General features: G+C 46.4%; 10 protein-coding genes, 16 tRNA genes and 2 rRNA genes. 2 read left to right on the plus strand and 26 right to left on the minus strand.

The genetic code is table 11. The features are described 5' to 3' along the window. Window positions 1-112 precede the first annotated feature (112 nt). The gene (locus NST94_RS25605; protein ID WP_339281420.1) at window positions 113-1252 is read right to left on the minus strand and encodes a BMP family ABC transporter substrate-binding protein; all 1140 of its coding nucleotides are present in this window, start codon (window positions 1250-1252) and stop codon (window positions 113-115) included. 327 nt (window positions 1253-1579) lie between these two features. On the opposite strand from NST94_RS25605, the gene NST94_RS25610 reads away from it, so the two are divergent. Continuing rightward, window positions 1580-2335 (plus strand): AraC family transcriptional regulator, encoded by a 756-nt coding sequence (locus NST94_RS25610; protein ID WP_280753763.1) that lies wholly within the window; start codon window positions 1580-1582, stop codon window positions 2333-2335. A 135-nt stretch (window positions 2336-2470) separates the two neighbouring features. Here NST94_RS25610 and NST94_RS25615 read toward each other — a convergent pair. The 19 genes from NST94_RS25615 to NST94_RS25705 form a co-directional block, all read right to left on the minus strand. Further along, window positions 2471-2549, minus strand: a tRNA-Leu gene (locus NST94_RS25615). Window positions 2550-2563: 14 nt separating this feature from the next. Further along, window positions 2564-2637: transfer RNA gene (locus tag NST94_RS25620), tRNA-Cys, on the minus strand. A gap of 9 nt (window positions 2638-2646) precedes the next feature. Continuing rightward, window positions 2647-2721, minus strand: a tRNA-Gly gene (locus tag NST94_RS25625). Between the two features lie 6 nt (window positions 2722-2727). Continuing rightward, window positions 2728-2802, minus strand: a tRNA-Gln gene (locus NST94_RS25630). A gap of 19 nt (window positions 2803-2821) precedes the next feature. Then, window positions 2822-2897, minus strand: a tRNA-His gene (locus tag NST94_RS25635). Window positions 2898-2940: 43 nt separating this feature from the next. Then, window positions 2941-3016: transfer RNA gene (locus NST94_RS25640), tRNA-His, on the minus strand. A gap of 23 nt (window positions 3017-3039) precedes the next feature. After that, window positions 3040-3113 (minus strand) — tRNA-Trp (locus NST94_RS25645). Between the two features lie 6 nt (window positions 3114-3119). After that, a tRNA-Tyr gene (locus tag NST94_RS25650) sits at window positions 3120-3205 on the minus strand. A gap of 5 nt (window positions 3206-3210) precedes the next feature. After that, window positions 3211-3286, minus strand: a tRNA-Thr gene (locus NST94_RS25655). A 28-nt stretch (window positions 3287-3314) separates the two neighbouring features. After that, window positions 3315-3390: transfer RNA gene (locus NST94_RS25660), tRNA-Phe, on the minus strand. A gap of 10 nt (window positions 3391-3400) precedes the next feature. Continuing rightward, window positions 3401-3478: transfer RNA gene (locus NST94_RS25665), tRNA-Asp, on the minus strand. Between the two features lie 25 nt (window positions 3479-3503). Further along, window positions 3504-3580 (minus strand) — tRNA-Met (locus tag NST94_RS25670). A gap of 17 nt (window positions 3581-3597) precedes the next feature. Beyond that, a tRNA-Val gene (locus NST94_RS25675) sits at window positions 3598-3673 on the minus strand. 55 nt (window positions 3674-3728) lie between these two features. Next, window positions 3729-3803, minus strand: a tRNA-Glu gene (locus tag NST94_RS25680). Window positions 3804-3821: 18 nt separating this feature from the next. Continuing rightward, window positions 3822-3914, minus strand: a tRNA-Ser gene (locus NST94_RS25685). A 3-nt stretch (window positions 3915-3917) separates the two neighbouring features. Continuing rightward, window positions 3918-3993, minus strand: a tRNA-Asn gene (locus tag NST94_RS25690). A 60-nt stretch (window positions 3994-4053) separates the two neighbouring features. Then, a 23S ribosomal RNA gene (locus tag NST94_RS25695) occupies window positions 4054-6979 on the minus strand. A gap of 261 nt (window positions 6980-7240) precedes the next feature. Beyond that, window positions 7241-8798: ribosomal RNA gene (locus NST94_RS25700) — 16S ribosomal RNA — on the minus strand. Together the 16S and 23S rRNA genes with 16 tRNA genes alongside form the textbook arrangement of a ribosomal RNA operon. Before the next feature lie 425 nt (window positions 8799-9223). Continuing rightward, complete coding sequence (locus NST94_RS25705; RefSeq protein WP_280753539.1) at window positions 9224-10102, minus strand: nucleotidyltransferase-like protein; 879 nt, start codon at window positions 10100-10102, stop codon at window positions 9224-9226. A gap of 127 nt (window positions 10103-10229) precedes the next feature. Between NST94_RS25705 and NST94_RS25710 the strand changes: the two genes are divergently transcribed. Further along, on the plus strand, window positions 10230-10595 hold the full coding sequence (locus tag NST94_RS25710) for a DUF2614 family zinc ribbon-containing protein (protein WP_036680151.1): 366 nt from the start codon (window positions 10230-10232) through the stop codon (window positions 10593-10595). Window positions 10596-10712: 117 nt separating this feature from the next. Here the strand turns inward: NST94_RS25710 and NST94_RS25715 are convergent, their stop codons facing one another. The 6 genes from NST94_RS25715 to gatA all read right to left on the minus strand — a co-directional run bounded on the left by NST94_RS25715 (window position 10713) and on the right by gatA (window position 18657). Next, a complete protein-coding gene (locus NST94_RS25715; protein WP_339281421.1) occupies window positions 10713-12434 on the minus strand; it encodes a glycosyl hydrolase family 18 protein in 1722 nt (573 codons plus the stop codon). Between the two features lie 210 nt (window positions 12435-12644). Next, entirely contained in the window at window positions 12645-13076 is a 432-nt protein-coding gene (gene perR / locus NST94_RS25720; protein ID WP_036680160.1) for a peroxide-responsive transcriptional repressor PerR, read from the minus strand. 126 nt (window positions 13077-13202) lie between these two features. Then, a complete protein-coding gene (locus NST94_RS25725; protein ID WP_280753541.1) occupies window positions 13203-15104 on the minus strand; it encodes a DUF4097 family beta strand repeat-containing protein in 1902 nt (633 codons plus the stop codon). 45 nt (window positions 15105-15149) lie between these two features. Continuing rightward, window positions 15150-15620 carry a GNAT family N-acetyltransferase gene (locus NST94_RS25730; protein WP_076280551.1) on the minus strand — a complete coding sequence of 157 codons (471 nt, stop codon included), beginning with the start codon at window positions 15618-15620 and terminating at the stop codon, window positions 15150-15152. A 122-nt stretch (window positions 15621-15742) separates the two neighbouring features. Beyond that, the gene (gene gatB, locus NST94_RS25735; RefSeq protein WP_175617363.1) at window positions 15743-17176 is read right to left on the minus strand and encodes an Asp-tRNA(Asn)/Glu-tRNA(Gln) amidotransferase subunit GatB; all 1434 of its coding nucleotides are present in this window, start codon (window positions 17174-17176) and stop codon (window positions 15743-15745) included. A gap of 23 nt (window positions 17177-17199) precedes the next feature. After that, window positions 17200-18657 (minus strand): Asp-tRNA(Asn)/Glu-tRNA(Gln) amidotransferase subunit GatA, encoded by a 1458-nt coding sequence (gene gatA, locus NST94_RS25740; RefSeq protein WP_076128638.1) that lies wholly within the window; start codon window positions 18655-18657, stop codon window positions 17200-17202. Between the last annotated feature and the right edge of the window lie 5 nt (window positions 18658-18662).

Below are 18662 nucleotides of genomic sequence, written 5' to 3' on the forward strand. Positions count from 1 at the left end.
TCAACGCCTTTCAACTTGGAGGTCTGCAAAAATATACAGCTGGAATTCCCCTGACTAGAAGAATCTCCAACTGTAGGTTTATCTCTATAGAACTGATCTTAAGATTTAAAGCTTAAGGCTTAACTGCGTTACGAATAGCTTCTACCTCTGCGGTTTCCATCCCCATCGCATTATCCACTTTAACTTCTTTATTGATCAGCTTTTGCTTCACTTCTTCAACCTTGGCCTGAAGATCAGCCGGGAATACATTTTTATAAATATCATTCTCAGCAATACCTACACCATCATCTACAAAGCTCAATACATCACGTTTGCCCATGTCTAGCGTACCCTCTTGCAATCTCTTCACTGCACCTAGAATAGCCGTATCAATCTTTTTAATAGATGAAGTAACGATTAGATTTGCTTTTTCACTATCCGTATCGTTAATCAACATTGCCTGATCGGAGTCTACACCGATTGCATATTTTTTCTTCTCTTTAGCTGCGTCAAAGATCCCAAGACCTGTACCCCCAGCCACGTTAAAAATAACATCCACACCGGAGTTATATTGAATTAAAGACAGCTCCTTACCTTTTGCCGGGTTAACAAAATCACCAGCGTACGACACAGCCACTTTTACATCAGGATCAACGTACTGAGCACCTTGAATGTAACCGACCAAGAAAGCATTAATCCCCGGAATATCCATACCGCCGACAAACCCAATCACATTCTCAGGGGTAGCATTCGGCATATCCGATTGTGTAGCTAATGCTGCTACGGCACCTGCCAAGAAAGATACTTCATTTGTCGCATAAGACATGTTGTACATGTTATCTGGTGCTTCATCGATGTCGGTATCATAATTAATGAATTTTTTGTCTGGATACAATTCTGCCGTTGCATTAAACATCTCTGTAATTTCAGAACCGCCAGAAATAATTACATCCCAATCCTCGGAAGCGATATCGTTAAATGTAGGCTCCCATTTCGTTTTATCAACGCCCATTTCAACAACCTTTGTTTCTGCACCAAGTTCATCCTTAACCTTTTGCAAGCCGTTATTAGCGGAATCAAAAAATGATTTATCCCCAAGTGTCCCCGGAATCAGCAATACAACCTTGAGTTTATCCCCTGCACCTGTTTCTCCACCCTCAGCAGCGTTTGATCCAGTATTCGCAGAAGAACCGTTATTGGACGTGTTATTTCCACATGCTGTGACCAGAACCATCACCATTAATAACAACAAAGAAAGAACTTTTTTATTCATTACTCTATTCCACCCCTAATTTTAGTTGGTTAGTAATCCGCAGAATCCCATCTTCACCCATTGTATAATTCACGGTTCAAATGGAAATTCTCTTTTTTCCAAATAAAGTATCATTGAAAGTAATAAATTTAACGTTTAGGCTCAAAAATAGCAATAAAAATACCATTATTATTAATAATCCGCTTTATTTCCGAACGAGATGGCCAGTCAGGTTGCGAACTTTCGGATTTATTGATACGATCATAACAAATATTATTAAAAATAATTATATGATTTCGGTCATAGTTTTGTACGATTCGGCTAAAACATAAGTATTGGAGGATCATCATGGATCGTGTTCTATATATTGTAAGTGCCACACATGAGCTAAATACTTATATCCCTCCACACCAGCATGAATGCTACGAACTAGTCTATTATTTACAGGGGGTAGGGACAACCAATGTTGGCCCACGAAGTTACCATTTTCGCTCTTCTTCTTTCGCGCTTGTGCCACCTAATCATAAACATGACGAGCACCACCGTGAGGATGCAAATGTATTATTTGTAGGCTTCCACTCGGAACACCCTAATATGAGTAATCTGCACGGCGTATATGAAGATGATAAAGATCAGACCGTTCTTCAGATCCTACTGCGAATGAAAGCAGAGTTTTCACGCAAGCAAGACGGATTCTCTGAGCTTCTAAACCTACAAATGAGCGAGATTACCGTCCATCTTATGAGGCTTCTTAGTGCCTCTGGCTATCAATCCCCAACAGAAGATCGAGTACAATATGTCCTTAATTATATGAATGAGCATTATCGCCATAAATTGTCCGTCGAAACACTATCAGAAATGTCCGGATATAGTTACGATCGTTTTCGCCATCTATTTAAAGAACGTTTCGGGTCTTCACCCCTGCGGTATTTGCTGTTAAAACGCCTGGATTATGCAAAATCTCTATTACGTCATACTCAGATGCAAATCTCTGAAGTATCCGCTGCTGCAGGTTTTGTGAACGATGCCCAATTCTGCAATATGTTTAAACGAGAAATAGGTCTTACTCCGCGAGCATTCCGCATTAATAATCAATCAGGTTAATCACTAATCAGATTAAAAAAGCCGTTGAATAGAGAGTTTCTCTATTTCAACGGCTTAATGCTGTAAACCCAAGAACATAAAGAAAAAAGGTTTGTAAGAATGCTTATAAAAGCATTCTTACAAACCTTTTTAAGATACCGGCGAGAGGACTCGAACCTCCACGGTTTCCCACTCGATTTTGAGTCGAGCGCGTCTGCCATTCCGCCACGCCGGCACATATGAACTAAATGGAGGCGCCACCCAGATTTGAACTGGGGATAAAGCTTTTGCAGAGCTTTGCCTTACCACTTGGCTATGGCGCCATGAAAACTTGGAGCGGACGACGGGAATCGAACCCGCGACCCTCGCCTTGGCAAGGCGATGCTCTACCGCTGAGCCACGTCCGCATAAAATGGCTGGGGATATAGGATTCGAACCTATGAGTGACGGAGTCAAAGTCCGTTGCCTTACCGCTTGGCTAATCCCCAATAACATTTTAAAGTAAAATGGGGCGACTGATGGGTCTCGAACCCACGAATGCCGGAACCACAATCCGGTGCGTTAACCCCTTCGCCACAGTCGCCATATTAAGTTAATATTGTTGCCATCATTCATTTTAAAGTAAATGGGGCGGCCGATGGGTCTCGAACCCACGAATGCCGGAACCACAATCCGGTGCGTTAACCCCTTCGCCACGGCCGCCATATTAAACTTTAGAAAGAACTTGGCAGGGGCAGCAGGAATTGAACCCACACCAACGGTTTTGGAGACCGTTGTTCTACCTTTAAACTATGCCCCTAAAAACTGGTGGAGGATGATGGATTCGAACCACCGAACACTCACGTGAGCAGATTTACAGTCTGATGCGTTTGGCCACTTCGCTAATCCTCCAAGGATGGTGCCGGCGAGAGGACTTGAACCCCCAACCTACTGATTACAAGTCAGTTGCTCTACCAATTGAGCTACACCGGCATGGCACTCATTCTTTTGTGATGATAAATGGTGGCTCGGGACGGAATCGAACCGCCGACACGAGGATTTTCAGTCCTCTGCTCTACCGACTGAGCTACCGAGCCATGATGAAAATGGCGGAACCGACGGGATTCGAACCCGCGATCTCCTGCGTGACAGGCAGGCATGTTAGGCCAACTACACCACGGTTCCAAAAGATATAATTGCTTAAGTTAATTGGTTGCGGGGGCAGGATTTGAACCTGCGGCCTTCGGGTTATGAGCCCGACGAGCTACCGGGCTGCTCCACCCCGCGTCAGTAAGAAAGTGTTATGGTGGAGGCTGAGGGGATCGAACCCCCGACCCTCTGCTTGTAAGGCAGATGCTCTCCCAGCTGAGCTAAGCCTCCATAAACAACAATTGTTATTGTACCAAAGTCCACTAGGATAAATCAAGTGAAAATTTGGTGACCCGTATGGGATTCGAACCCATGTTACCTCCGTGAAAGGGAGGTGTCTTAACCCCTTGACCAACGGGCCATACTAATTAAAAATTTGTGGCGGAGAGAGAGGGATTCGAACCCTCGAGACGCTTGTGGCGCCTACACGATTTCCAATCGTGCTCCTTCGGCCAAACTCGGACACCTCTCCATATGGCTCCCCGAACAGGACTCGAACCTGTGACAACTCGATTAACAGTCGAGTGCTCTACCAACTGAGCTATCAGGGAATATTCATACCAGGCTTGATGCCTGAAAACTGAATCCGAAACGAATCTGCATTCTACGTATAGGATAAGCCCTCGACCGATTAGTATTGGTCAGCTCCATGCATTGCTGCACTTCCACCTCCAACCTATCTACCTCGTCGTCTTCAAGGGGTCTTACTAATTGGGAAATCTCATCTTGAGGGGGGCTTCACGCTTAGATGCTTTCAGCGCTTATCCCGTCCGTACGTAGCTACCCAGCCATGCTCCTGGCGGAACAACTGGTGCACCAGCGGTACGTCCATCCCGGTCCTCTCGTACTAAGGACAGCTCCTCTCAAATTTCCTGCGCCCACGACAGATAGGGACCGAACTGTCTCACGACGTTCTGAACCCAGCTCGCGTACCGCTTTAATGGGCGAACAGCCCAACCCTTGGGACCTACTTCAGCCCCAGGATGCGATGAGCCGACATCGAGGTGCCAAACCTCCCCGTCGATGTGGACTCTTGGGGGAGATAAGCCTGTTATCCCCAGGGTAGCTTTTATCCGTTGAGCGATGGCCCTTCCATGCGGTACCACCGGATCACTAAGTCCGACTTTCGTCCCTGCTCGACTTGTAGGTCTCGCAGTCAAGCTCCCTTATGCCTTTGCACTCTGCGAATGATTTCCAACCATTCTGAGGGAACCTTGGAACGCCTCCGTTACTCTTTAGGAGGCGACCGCCCCAGTCAAACTGCCCGCCTGACACGGTCCCCGTACCCGGTAAGGGTACTAGGTTAGAACCTAGATACGATCAGGGTGGTATCCCAACGGCGCCTCCACCGAAGCTTGCGCTCCGATTTCTACGGCTCCCACCTATCCTGTACAGATCGTACCCAAATTCAATATCAAGCTGCAGTAAAGCTCCATGGGGTCTTTCCGTCTTGTCGCGGGTAACCTGCATCTTCACAGGTATTAAAATTTCACCGGATCTCTCGTTGAGACAGCGCCCAAGTCGTTACGCCATTCGTGCGGGTCAGAATTTACCTGACAAGGAATTTCGCTACCTTAGGACCGTTATAGTTACGGCCGCCGTTTACTGGGGCTTCGGTTCATAGCTTCGGGTTACCCCTAACCACTCCCCTTAACCTTCCAGCACCGGGCAGGCGTCAGCCCGTATACTTCGCCTTGCGGCTTCGCACAGACCTGTGTTTTTGCTAAACAGTCGCTTGGGCCTTTTCACTGCGGCCCCCTCGTGCTATTCACACTACCGGGGCACCCCTTCTCCCGAAGTTACGGGGTCATTTTGCCGAGTTCCTTAACGAGAGTTCTTCCGCGCGCCTTAGAATTCTCTTCTCGCCTACCTGTGTCGGTTTGCGGTACGGGCACCTTCTCCTGGCTAGAGGCTTTTCTTGGCAGTGTGAGATCATGACCTTCGCTACTACAATTTTCGCTCCCCATCACAGCCCAGCCTTATCGATGTGCGGATTTGCCTACACATCAGCCTCACTGCTTAGACGGACATCCATCAGTCCGCGTCACTACCCTCCTGCGTCACCCCATCGCTCATAGCGGATTACGGTGGTACAGTAATTTCAAACTGTTGTCCTTCGACTACGCCTTTCGGCCTCGCCTTAGGTCCCGACTTACCCTGAGCGGACGAGCCTTCCTCAGGAAACCTTGGGCTTTCGGCGGATCAGATTCTCACTGATCTTTTCGTTACTCATACCGGCATTCTCACTTGTGTAGTGTCCAGCGCTCTTTTCAGTACACCTTCAACCCCTACACAACGCTCCCCTACCCCAGATGCAAAGCATCTAGCCATAGCTTCGGTGGTGTGTTTAGCCCCGTTACATTTTCGGCGCAGAGTCACTCGACCAGTGAGCTATTACGCACTCTTTCAATGGTGGCTGCTTCTAAGCCAACATCCTGGTTGTCTGTGCAACTCCACATCCTTTCCCACTTAACACACACTTGGGGACCTTAGCTGATGGTCTGGGCTGTTTCCCTTTTGACAATGGATCTTAGCACTCACTGTCTGACTCCCGGCAATAAGTATATGGCATTCGGAGTTTGACTGAGCTTGGTAATCCTTGCGGACCCCGCACCCAATCAGTGCTCTACCTCCACTACTCTTATACCGAGGCTAGCCCTAAAGCTATTTCGGGGAGAACCAGCTATCTCCGAGTTCGATTGGAATTTCTCCGCTACCCCCACCTCATCCCCGCACTTTTCAACGTACGTGGGTTCGGGCCTCCAGTGCGTGTTACCGCACCTTCACCCTGGACAGGGGTAGATCACACGGTTTCGGGTCTACGTCCACATACTAAGTCGCCCTATTCAGACTCGCTTTCGCTGCGGCTCCACCTTCTCGGCTTAACCTTGCATGTTAAACGTAACTCGCCGGTTCATTCTACAAAAGGCACGCCATCACCCATAGATCGGGCTCTGACTTTTTGTAAGCACACGGTTTCAGGTTCTATTTCACTCCCCTTCCGGGGTGCTTTTCACCTTTCCCTCACGGTACTGTTTCACTATCGGTCGCCAGGTAGTATTTAGCCTTAGCAGATGGTCCTGCTGGATTCATACGGGGTTTCACGTGCCCCGCACTACTCGGGATCCGTCTCGGAGAGAACACAGTTTAGGCTACAGGGCTTTTACCTCTATCGCGGGCCTTTCCAGACCTCTTCACCTACCATATTCCTTTGTAACTCCATGTGAGACGTCCCACAACCCCTAAGAGCAAGCTCTTAGGTTTAGGCTGTTCCGCGTTCGCTCGCCGCTACTGACGGAATCACTATTGTTTTCTCTTCCTCAGGGTACTTAGATGTTTCAGTTCCCCTGGTCTGCCTCTACACACCCTATGTATTCAGGTATGAGTAACTGCGAATTACCACAGCTGGGTTTCCCCATTCGGACACCCCCGGATCAAAGCTTGCTTACAGCTCCCCGAGGCAGTTTCGTTGTTCGCCACGTCCTTCGTCGGCTCCTGGCGCCTAGGCATCCTCCGTGTGCTCTTATTAGCTTAACCTTGATTCTTCCGCAGGAAAATATCATACGATGACATTCTCTTTGGAATCATCTCACTAATAACATTTACTTGTTTGCACAAGTTGCTAAAAGATGTTCTAAAACGCAAATTCGTTTCGGTATCCAGTTTTCAAGGATCAAGTCTTACTTGAGAGCTTAAACTCTCAAAACTGAGCAACGAGTGAGTAACAGGCCTAAACCTGAGTTTGGAAGCTTAGCTTCCGATTTGAATGTCCTCATTGCAGAGAACGATTCTCCATAGAAAGGAGGTGATCCAGCCGCACCTTCCGATACGGCTACCTTGTTACGACTTCACCCCAATCATCTACCCCACCTTCGGCGGCTGGCTCCCTTGCGGGTTACCCCACCGACTTCGGGTGTTGTAAACTCTCGTGGTGTGACGGGCGGTGTGTACAAGACCCGGGAACGTATTCACCGCGGCATGCTGATCCGCGATTACTAGCAATTCCGACTTCATGCAGGCGAGTTGCAGCCTGCAATCCGAACTGAGACCGGCTTTGATGGGATTGGCTCCACCTCGCGGCTTCGCTTCCCGTTGTACCGGCCATTGTAGTACGTGTGTAGCCCAGGTCATAAGGGGCATGATGATTTGACGTCATCCCCACCTTCCTCCGGTTTGTCACCGGCAGTCACTCTAGAGTGCCCAACATTACTTGCTGGCAACTAAAGTTAAGGGTTGCGCTCGTTGCGGGACTTAACCCAACATCTCACGACACGAGCTGACGACAACCATGCACCACCTGTCTCCTCTGTCCCGAAGGCCGCTGCTATCTCTAGCAGATTCAGAGGGATGTCAAGACCTGGTAAGGTTCTTCGCGTTGCTTCGAATTAAACCACATACTCCACTGCTTGTGCGGGTCCCCGTCAATTCCTTTGAGTTTCAGTCTTGCGACCGTACTCCCCAGGCGGAGTGCTTACTGTGTTAACTTCGGCACCAAGGGTATCGAAACCCCTAACACCTAGCACTCATCGTTTACGGCGTGGACTACCAGGGTATCTAATCCTGTTTGCTCCCCACGCTTTCGCGCCTCAGCGTCAGTTACAGCCCAGAAAGTCGCCTTCGCCACTGGTGTTCCTCCACATATCTACGCATTTCACCGCTACACGTGGAATTCCACTTTCCTCTTCTGTACTCAAGCCACCCAGTTTCCAGTGCGACCTCAGGTTGAGCCCAAGGTTTAAACACCAGACTTAAATAGCCGCCTGCGCGCGCTTTACGCCCAATAATTCCGGACAACGCTTGCCCCCTACGTATTACCGCGGCTGCTGGCACGTAGTTAGCCGGGGCTTTCTTCTCAGGTACCGTCACTCCGGTAGCAGTTACTCTACCGGACGTTCTTCCCTGGCAACAGAGCTTTACGATCCGAAAACCTTCATCACTCACGCGGCGTTGCTCCGTCAGGCTTTCGCCCATTGCGGAAGATTCCCTACTGCTGCCTCCCGTAGGAGTCTGGGCCGTGTCTCAGTCCCAGTGTGGCCGTTCACCCTCTCAGGTCGGCTACGCATCGTCGCCTTGGTGGGCCGTTACCCCACCAACTAGCTAATGCGCCGCAGGCCCATCCCTCAGTGACAGATTGCTCCGTCTTTCATTCTTCTCTCAGGAGAAAAAAGAAATTATCCGGTATTAGCTACCGTTTCCGGTAGTTATCCCAGTCTGAAGGGCAGGTTGCCTACGTGTTACTCACCCGTCCGCCGCTAAGTTACTTTGAAAGCAAGCTTTCAAAGTAACTCCGCTCGACTTGCATGTATTAGGCACGCCGCCAGCGTTCGTCCTGAGCCAGGATCAAACTCTCCAATTAGTATTGAAAAGAGCGATATGCTCATTTTGAAACATCTGACGAGAAAATTAATTCTCTAATTTTGGATTTCACTTGCGTGATTTCCTACTCACTCGTTGTTCAGTTTTCAAAGATCAAGCTGTTTATTTCGTCGATGCGTTGTTCAGCAGCGACCTTTATAATATATCACAGCGTCCTCGTTTTAGTCAACCTTTTTTTTAATTTCTTTTTTTGGTTGTCTTTCGAATGTTTTCGAAAGCACATCTCTGTGTCAGAGGGACGAGTTATAATTTAACACATGAACAAGGAAAGAGTCAACCATTAATTTTTCTGAATAAATATGAGCGTTTCATATTAGTAAACAAACAAAAAGAGAGTGCTCAGCCTCTCCCTATCCTTGCTCATCTCTCTATAATTAAACATCTTCTGCTGTATCTAATTCATCTCTATAATGTATAGCGGATCGCATGCCCTTCTCCCTCGTGAACATCAGCCCAAGATGTAATCTCTCGGATTAGCGAACGAGAAACCAGCTTTCGTAAAACAAGGGGTAGTTCAGACTCTAATTGACTCAGACCTGAATGCTGCAGTAATTCTTTAATGCTCCATGCTTCCTTACGGCTATTCAAAATATTAAAGAGCAATAGACAACAGTCCGTCATTTTGGACATAATCCCAAATTCACATGCAAGAAGCACAAGCTCCACACGTTGCTCTAAGGTCTCAGTACTGATCGTTAACTCCTCATAAAGTTTATGAACAGAGGTATTCATGCTTTTAACCTGCTCCCAAATAGCTGGCTCGGGGAAAGCACCCACTTCACTCACTTCTATTCTTGCCCAATGGTATAAGGCTATCAATACACAGTTGTAAGCATCCATAATAAAGCCAGCCTCTATATAGCGCTTGGATTTCACATACATATGCAAAAAGCGAGCAAACTCCATAAATGCGACCCGTTCCTTGATCGGTCCTTCAAATTGCAGTATCTCACGTCGCATTTCCTCTAGTATTCCCTTGGGGTCCCAGATCACTTCCCCCCTCATCAAACTGATAAGAAGTTCGTTATTATCCCCTGCCATAACAGCCTGCTCCAAAGCAAAAAGGCCAATATGGACTGACTGGGTCCGTTGGTCACCGGCAATGGTATGGCGAACAATATGCTCTCTATCCTGTTCTTCATGCAAAACTAACACTACCATATCAAAATCTTGAAGAAGTGCGCTTTGAAACGGAATATCCCCATTCTGCCGCAAAACGACCGCTCCTAAAACATTCTCATCAAACGTTTCTCCACTCAACAAAGTTACATTGGACAGTTCCATGCTTCCCTCCATTAAATTTGGCGATTTTGCGTCCAGTCAGTTATAATTCAGTTATAATTATTATTCTACATATGAAAGACAGTTCCTTCTGGACAACCCAACTATATTTAGTTAGGAGCAAACACTCATGAAGTTTAAAACGGCTAAGATCAACGCTTTTCGCACATGGGGATTACTGCTCACAATGCTCGGAATGGGACTTATGGTTTTGGGTACAGCGGGCATCGTGTTTTGGGGCTCAACTGGAAAAGTATTCGCTGGAATCGGTCTTGTAATCGGTTTAATCTCAATGATGGCAAGTCTTGCAATCTATTTCTGGGCTGGGATGCTGTCAACTAGCGCAGTCCAACTGGAATGCCCTGAATGTCACAAGCTGACCAAAATGCTGGGCAAAACAGACCGCTGTATGTTCTGCCATACCATCCTTACTATGGATCCAGCTGAGGCCAATATTACTGCGGAACAACTTAAGAGTCAGCAGCTTAATCAATAAAACACATCTTACAGAAGCTTATTACTAGCGATTTATAATGCGATCAAACATTTGCTTAATACAACAAAGGGGCCCCCGTATTGGGAGCCCCTTTGTTCATTATAAATGAAATAATAATTACTTATGAATCCCTTGTAATGCCTCCCACGCAGACGGATTACTAAAGCTGCGATTCCATGAACCAATGCCACCAAGCCCTAAAGACTTAGCAAGCTCAACTCTAGCTTCTAAAGAAACTTTGTCTTCGATCCATATTTTTTTAAGAGCGCCATCCTCCTTATACTCAACGTAATTCTGCCCTGCTGCCTTATCAAAGGTTGGGGTCAGCTTCTTCTCTTTAATAATTTTTTCAACGGCATTCATACTAACCGATTTAGAGCTTACTTTGGTCTTGCCATCCACCTGGGCCTCAGTCCAGATTCTAGTGTACAGTGGAATCCCTAGAATCAGCTTCTCAGGCGGCACATCGTCTTCCTCTATGATCCGGCTTAACGAGCTTTCTACCCACGGCAGAGACGCAACAGAGCCTGCTACAGGACTAGCAGCCCAATGCTCGTCATAAGCCATAACAATAAGATAATCAACTACTGAATTAAGAGCTCTACGATCAAGGAATGCTGACCACATCTCACTGTTAGATTTAGGGGTTACGTCTATGGAGACGATTAAGTTTTTGGCTTGAGCCATAGGTTTTAGCTCTCGCATAAATTGTGTAACATTCTCCCCGTCTTTCGTATATACATTCTCAAAGTCAATATTAATTCCATCCAGCTTGTATAAATCTGAATACTCGAGGATCTGTACGATCGCGTTCATCCGCTTCTCATAGCTCGACAATGCCTCAGTGGTTATGTCTGGTTCAAAGCTATTGCTGAGCAGCCCCCATACTTCCAAACCGCGCTCATGGGCCCACTGCACATACGCACTATCAGCCTGACTGCGCACATTCCCATCACCATCTATGATACTGAACCAAGTCGGGCTAGCCACGTTAACGCCCGGAAGCTCACCGAATGTACTTGGGTCAGGTTTGCGTTGATAAACAGCTTCCCAATACAAATTCACTGACTTCCCTTTCCAGCTTCGTTCTGCCCGTGAGGGAGTGGTGCTTTTGGGTTCCACTGTCTTTTGACCGTCTGAGATAATATCACTGGCCTTGGTATAACCCGCATAACCGCTGCTTAACTGCACATACAGCCAGTCCTCATTTTCCTTATTCCAAATACTCACGATGGCACCTGGGGACATATCGGCCACGATGGGTGCGTGAATCGACGCTTCGCTGCGAAGAGCGACTGTCTTATCACCTGCTTCACCTTTCACTTTCCCCAGCGGTACAGTCTCCCCTGCTGTCATTAACAGCACAGCCCCGGTAGTCGTATCCTCTTGAATCTCAAACCCATACAGGTCTTCTAAAACATCCGCAGGAAGATAAGTTATCTTTTCCTTAACTTCAGGTGCCAGCCGCAGCTGCAGCGGACGATTGTTCAGACTAGCATCGGTTTTATCCTCTTGCATATATAGAAGTTCACTTTCCGTTGATAGGATGACCGATTTAGTCTTTTCTTCATAACGAATAGATGAGTCCACATGTTCCTGCAGTAATGGTAGAGGTAAAAGCATGCTATCACCGGTCCCTGAGGCGGAATATCCTGTTAGCTCTCCTTTTACGAAGATAGGATGTTCTAGGCCTTTCCAGTCTGGATCGATGTGCTGGCGATTTGGCAATACAAAAAACACAACCCAATAAGCTGCTGCCGCAATGAGCAAAAGTCCAAAAAAGCGTCGGAAAAGACCTCCGCGCTTTTTAACGCGTTTCTGTCTATATCTTCTGTCCAAAATATATCCTCCAAATATTAGATGATTTTAAGTTAAGTCTAACAATACGATTATAACATCCACTTGGTTCCGGATAACCAGTATAAGTTAGTCATTTTCACTATATTTTGTTATTTTGAAAAAAATAAAAACGTGAGTCCTCCGCTTTCGGATTTCACACGTTTATTGTGTAGCTTGGCTATACGCCCTTAAGTACAGTAGTATTCTGTCTTATTGTTGCTTCTCTCTGCAACATTTGCAAACTCCATGCAATTCCATACGCAAACCCGTAATTTTGAAGCCCGTTTCCTGCTCTGCATGTATCTCTACATCATGAAGCGAAGGATAACTAAAATCTTCAATCTTACCGCATAGCTGACAGATGACATGATAATGATCAGATACATTGGCATCAAAACGACTGGAACTATCCCCGTAGGTCAACTCGCGAACCATGCCGGCTTCCATAAACATCTTGAGATTATTATATACAGTTGCTACGCTCATGCTCGGAAATTTCGGCTCTAGCGCCCGGTATATATCGTCAGCTGTAGGATGATTCATTGCTTCCATCAAATACGTAAGAATCGCATGACGCTGGGGCGTTATACGGACACCTGTTGTCTTTAATTGTTCCAGTGCATGTTGTACTCCACTCCCCATTACTGTCACCGCCTTTTGAATTTAAAAATAAAAGAAATAATTCTTAAGATTGTAAGACCGATTTTTCAATATTGTCAACGAAGTCTATACATTATATTTATTATTATATAAGAAAAATTACTTTTTTCAATATTTCCTAACATTTAGATTGCTATTTCCTTCAACATGAAGCTTGAACTCGCCGGTTCCCACTTCACCTGATACTTTTTTCTTATCAATTGTAAGTTCAGGCAAATCTGAAGTAATATCACCATATCCACTGGAACCATTCACTGTATAGTTGCTTAACATCGGTAAATACAATTGAATGTCACCAACTGCGCTATAAATGTCCCAATCTCCAGCGACATCAGAAGAGCGAACATCAATGGTACCATTTAGAGATTCGGCATGTAGCTTGGATCTGGCTCCATCCACCTCTAAATTACCGTTTTTGGTAGTAATATCGATATCATTGCTATTTCCGATCGCACTAATATTGCCGACAGCCGTCGATAATTTCAAAGCACCGGTAACATCCCAAGCATTCATATTGCCTCCGCTCGTTGTTAAATCAACGCTGCCTTGAACAGATCTGGCACGGACAGCTCCATTCAGTGTTTTTCCCTTAACATTACCAAAGATACGATGAAGGATCAGCTCTCCATTCCCCGTTTCCAGAGAAATGTCTTCAATGGCTTCTACATTCTGCAACGTGATCCCGCCATTCATAGTGCGAACATCGAGGTTAAAGCGGCGATCCTCCGGCAAGTAAATGTCTAGATCCATGCGTGGCTGGCGTTTACCGGATTCTCCATAGGCCTTACTATTCGAGGTGATTTTTATGTTGGGCCCTTCAACAACGTCCACAAAGGACTGTTCTGATATAGCTTCAGCCATCGGCCCATCCAACTGATCTACCCAAACTGTCGTTGTAATTTGAATATCATCCACTGGAGCACGGTGTAATAAAATATCACCATTAATACTATCAATAGATATTTTTGCTGTATTTAATTCCACCGGAACAATTAGCGGGGCTTTCTGATATTTGCTGCCTTTAGCCTCACCATAGTCCACTGCTGCTGCCGTCAGGTTTAGACTGACATTTTTCCATAGATATAAATAATGTTCTTGCTCTGCAACAATAAATACACTCGCAGCTAGCAATATAGCAGATAAAAGTCCACGTAAATCCAATCTGATTCTGGTTCCCTTGGCTGAACGGTTAGAGAAGATAAACATCAGCAGGAACTCAATCCCCCATAACACCGGGATGACTGGCCACCACTTCAAGAGCAGAAGCATATAGTCAGTTCCCTCTCTCCAATCTAAAAACAAAGGAACAGAAATAGCTATCAATAATACAGAAGCTGTATATCTTCCCACGCGCCGCTTGCGAGGTTCATTGTCTTTACGCTGCACAACTGCTCTGGCAATTTCTCTAGCTCCTATAAATAAGCCACCGCATACTAAAATGACAGACACGGCCATTTCGGCATAATGTTCAATAAAGAACTGGAGCCATGTTGGTTTCTGCCGGAACAGAATAAGCAGGGCGCCCCCTAAGAGCAATAAGAGTCCAAAGGATATCCCAGGCTCGCTAACGATACTACGACGTTTAGGAGCCTCGTTTGCTTTGGTCACAGGAATAGCCAGATCATGATCCTCTGGGAAGCGAAGAAGCCTGTCCGCTGATTGCAATACGTCATACACGTTATAAAAATAGATCACTGGAATAATGAGCGCAAGTAAAATAAGCAGTGGAACATTGATCTGCATCCCGATGGATGAGAAATACAATAAAGCTGAGATATCCAAAAGAATTAGAAAGATGAAGGTGATCCCTTTTCGGAGAAGCCCAAAATACAAATGCCCCGTCCCAGGGATGAGTGCTGCCAGCAGTCCAGCAATAAATTTACGTTTGCGGTGGCGCCGCTTCGTACGCGGAGGAATAATCCTCTTCTGTATCTCATTTTCCTTAGTCTCTATATCAACAGAACCTTGCAGTTCTTCCTGCTCTGGGAGCATTGCAGAGTCATGTTTCATTTTGGACTCCTCCTTTCGTAAATAGTTGTCTATGAATATCTTTTTTCAAAGAGAACCACTCCGATGAAATTCAATCAATTCAACTCCTGGAGCGACTTCCTCCACACCGGTAGGCAGAAAACCATGTTTACTGTACAACGAAACGGCAGGTGTATTCTTTTTGCCTGTCGACACAATGAATTGCTCCATCCCTGCAAAATGCTCAAATACATATTCCAAAAGATGGCTAGCGATACCTCTACGAAAAAAGTCCGGCCCCACCATCATTCGTGTAATCGTCAATTTGCCAGGAGATTCTTCCTCTACAGCAACAGCACCCATTAGTTCCTCATCTTTATCGAAGCAGCCATAAAAATCCTCTTTAGAGCTGCTGAGCATTTCTCTCGTCTCCATCAGAGGTGGAATTTCACGAAAGCCTATTAGTTCAGCTTCCAGTCTATAGGCCTTATGCTGAAGACTCCATAATTCATTAACGGTGCTTTCATCCTGCAGATTTAGCTTGTTAATTGTATTCATCCTAACCAGTCCCCTTATATGCCGCTAAGGGCCTGCCGTTGCCGACAAGCCCTTAGCTTATTACATAAGTATATTACCCCAATTATAAACGCCGCTGGCGTCCTTTTACAGACGACAAGCGTTTAGCTGCTCAATACCTCGATGAGAAGTTTATTAGCAAGACCCGGATTCGCCTTACCTTTACTTTCTTTCATGACTTGTCCGACCAGGAAGCCGATTGCTTTCTGTTTACCCGCTTTATAATCTTCCACTGATTGCGGATTGGCGGCTACGACTGCTTCCACTATCCCTTTAATGGCACCTTCATCGCTGATCTGCACTAGACCTTTTTCCTCAACGATAACAGCTGGCAGTTTACCGCTCTCTAGCATTTCTTTAAATACTGTTTTAGCGATTTTGCTGCTGATGGTTCCGGCTGCAATCAGCCCGATCATCTCGCCTAGCCCTTGTGGTGTAATTTGTACCTGCGACAACTCCAGATTATTACCATTCAAATAGGCAAGCAAGTCACCCATAATCCAGTTAGCTACAGCCTTGGCATCCTGCGTATAGGCAAGACACCCTTCGAAAAAGTCCGCTAACAATTTAGAGGATGTAATGACGCCTGCATCATAAGCTGTCAGGCCCAGTTCCCCGCTATAACGTGCTTTCCGAGCATCCGGAAGTTCTGGAATCGTTGAACGAATGGATTCTTTCCAAGCATCATCAATATGCAGAACGATCAAGTCCGGGTCCGGGAAGTAACGATAATCATGCGCTTCTTCTTTCCCGCGCATCGATAATGTTTTCCCTTGTGCTTCATCCCAGCGGCGAGTCTCCTGCACAACAACTCCACCATCATCCAGGATCTCAGCCTGACGATATTGTTCATACTCCAGTCCACGCAATACACCGCGGAAGGAGTTCATGTTCTTAAGCTCTGCTCTAATGCCGAATTCCTCTTGTCCTTCTGGGCGTAGACTGATGTTCGCGTCACAGCGCATCGATCCTTCTTCCATCTTGACATCGGATACATCACAATACTGCATAATCGCACGGATTTTCTCCAGATAAGCACGAGCTTCCTCAGGGGAGCGCAGATCAGGTTCGGATACGATTTCGATAAGCGGTGTTCCCACCCGGTTAAAATCGACAAGCGAGGCAAAACCGCCATCTACGTGCGTAAGCTTACCTGCATCCTCTTCCAAATGAAGACGAGTAATGCCGATCCGTTTGGTCTCTCCGTTAACTTCAATGTCGATCCAACCGTTCAGGCCGATAGGCTGATCAAATTGTGAAATCTGATAAGCTTTTGGTGAATCCGGGTAAAAATAGTTCTTGCGGTCGAATTTGCTAACATCACCAATGGTGCAATTCAGCGCCATCGCTGCTTTCATAGCGTATTCTACCGCTTGTTTGTTGAGCACTGGCAATACGCCGGGGTGACCCAAGCAGACAGGACAGGTATGAGTGTTAGGTGGGGCTCCAAATTCAGTGGAGCATCCGCAAAAGATTTTGGAGTTGGTATGAAGCTCTACGTGAACTTCCAAGCCGATGACCGTTTCGTATTTAGACATAAGTAATCCCATTCCCTCCTTTACTACAGCTGTGGACGCTGCTTGTGATGATCTGTATTTTGTTCAAAAGCATGAGCGACACGCAGAATCGTGCTCTCGTCAAATTCCTTACCGATAATTTGCAGACCTACAGGCATGCCTTCCGCAAAACCACAAGGAACACTCACGGCCGGAATACCCGCCAAGCTTACAGGAATCGTGAGAATATCGTTCAGATACATGGTCAGCGGATCTTCAGTCTGTGAACCCAATTTGAATGCTGTCGTTGGTGCTGTTGGGCCGATGACCACATCATATTTTTTAAAGATGTCATCAAAGTCCTGTTTAATCAAAGTACGCACCTTTTGTGCTTTTAAATAGTAAGCATCGTAATACCCGGAGCTGAGTGCATAAGTACCCAACATAATACGACGTTTAACCTCAGGGCCAAAGCCGCGGCTGCGGGAATTAAGATATAGATCAAGCAATCCTCCGCCTTCATCTACACGTGCGCCATAACGCACACCGTCAAAACGCGCGAGGTTAGATGAAGCTTCCGAAGAGGACAGCAAATAATAAGCTGCTACTGCGTATTCCGTATGTGGTAATGAAACTTCCTCCCAGACAGCACCCATTCCTTCCAGCACTTTAAGTGCAGACAAAACTGTCTCACGCACAGAAGCATCGACACCTGCTCCCAGGTATTCCTTAGGAACAGCAATGCGAAGTCCGGAAACATCACCAGTAAGTGAACTCAAATAATCAGGAATTTCTACTTTAGCCGAAGTAGAGTCTTGGGCATCATAACCAGCAATTGCTTGAAGCACATAGGCAGAATCCTCTACATTACGTGTTAATGGTCCAATCTGATCTAGTGAGGAGGCAAAGGCTACCAGCCCGTAACGTGATACAAGACCGTAAGTAGGTTTGAGACCTACAACACCACAATAGGAAGCTGGCTGGCGGATGGAACCCCCAGTATCCGAACCTAGTGAGAAGAACACTTCGCCCGCAGCTACTGCTGCTGCAGATCCGCCACTGGAACCGCCGGGCACACGCTCTAAATCCCAAGGATTGCGTACAGGACCAAAGCTTGAGTTCTCATTAGATCCGCCCATTGCGAATTCATCCATATTTAATTTACCGATCGTTACGGCATCTGCTTGCTGCAGTTTAGAAGCTACAGTAGCGTTATAAATCGGCTGGAAGTCGCTCAAAAATTGGCTGGCACAAGTTGTGCGCAGGCCTTTAGTTACAATATTATCCTTGATTCCAGCAGGAAGACCAAACAGCAACCCACGTGCTGCTCCGGATGCCAGTTTGTCGTCCAAAGCGCGTGCAGTGCTACGAGCGCCCTCCTCATTCAAGGTCAAAAATGCATTTACGTTCTTATCCCGCTCAGCGATAATCGCCAGCGATTCTTCAGTCAGTTCACTGACCGATACCTCTTTAGCAGTTAACATGCGGTGTACTTCAGGCAATCGATTTTGAAACAGGCTCAAGATTC

Origin of the sequence: Paenibacillus sp. FSL H8-0282, assembly GCF_037963825.1 — a bacterium.
Taxonomy (GTDB): Bacteria; Bacillota; Bacilli; order Paenibacillales; family Paenibacillaceae; genus Paenibacillus_AQ; species Paenibacillus_AQ odorifer.

Bases quoted from the DNA above. Each gene is read 5' to 3' on its own strand.
- NST94_RS25605 (WP_339281420.1), bottom strand. From the start codon at position 1,252: ATGAATAAAAAAGTTCTTTCTTTGTTGTTATTAATGGTGATGGTTCTG.
- NST94_RS25610 (WP_280753763.1), top strand. From the start codon at position 1,580: ATGGATCGTGTTCTATATATTGTAAGTGCCACACATGAGCTAAATACT.
- NST94_RS25705 (WP_280753539.1), bottom strand. From the start codon at position 10,102: ATGGAACTGTCCAATGTAACTTTGTTGAGTGGAGAAACGTTTGATGAG.
- NST94_RS25710 (WP_036680151.1), top strand. From the start codon at position 10,230: ATGAAGTTTAAAACGGCTAAGATCAACGCTTTTCGCACATGGGGATTA.
- perR (WP_036680160.1), bottom strand. From the start codon at position 13,076: ATGGGGAGTGGAGTACAACATGCACTGGAACAATTAAAGACAACAGGT.
- NST94_RS25725 (WP_280753541.1), bottom strand. From the start codon at position 15,104: ATGAAACATGACTCTGCAATGCTCCCAGAGCAGGAAGAACTGCAAGGT.
- NST94_RS25730 (WP_076280551.1), bottom strand. From the start codon at position 15,620: ATGAATACAATTAACAAGCTAAATCTGCAGGATGAAAGCACCGTTAAT.
- gatB (WP_175617363.1), bottom strand. From the start codon at position 17,176: ATGTCTAAATACGAAACGGTCATCGGCTTGGAAGTTCACGTAGAGCTT.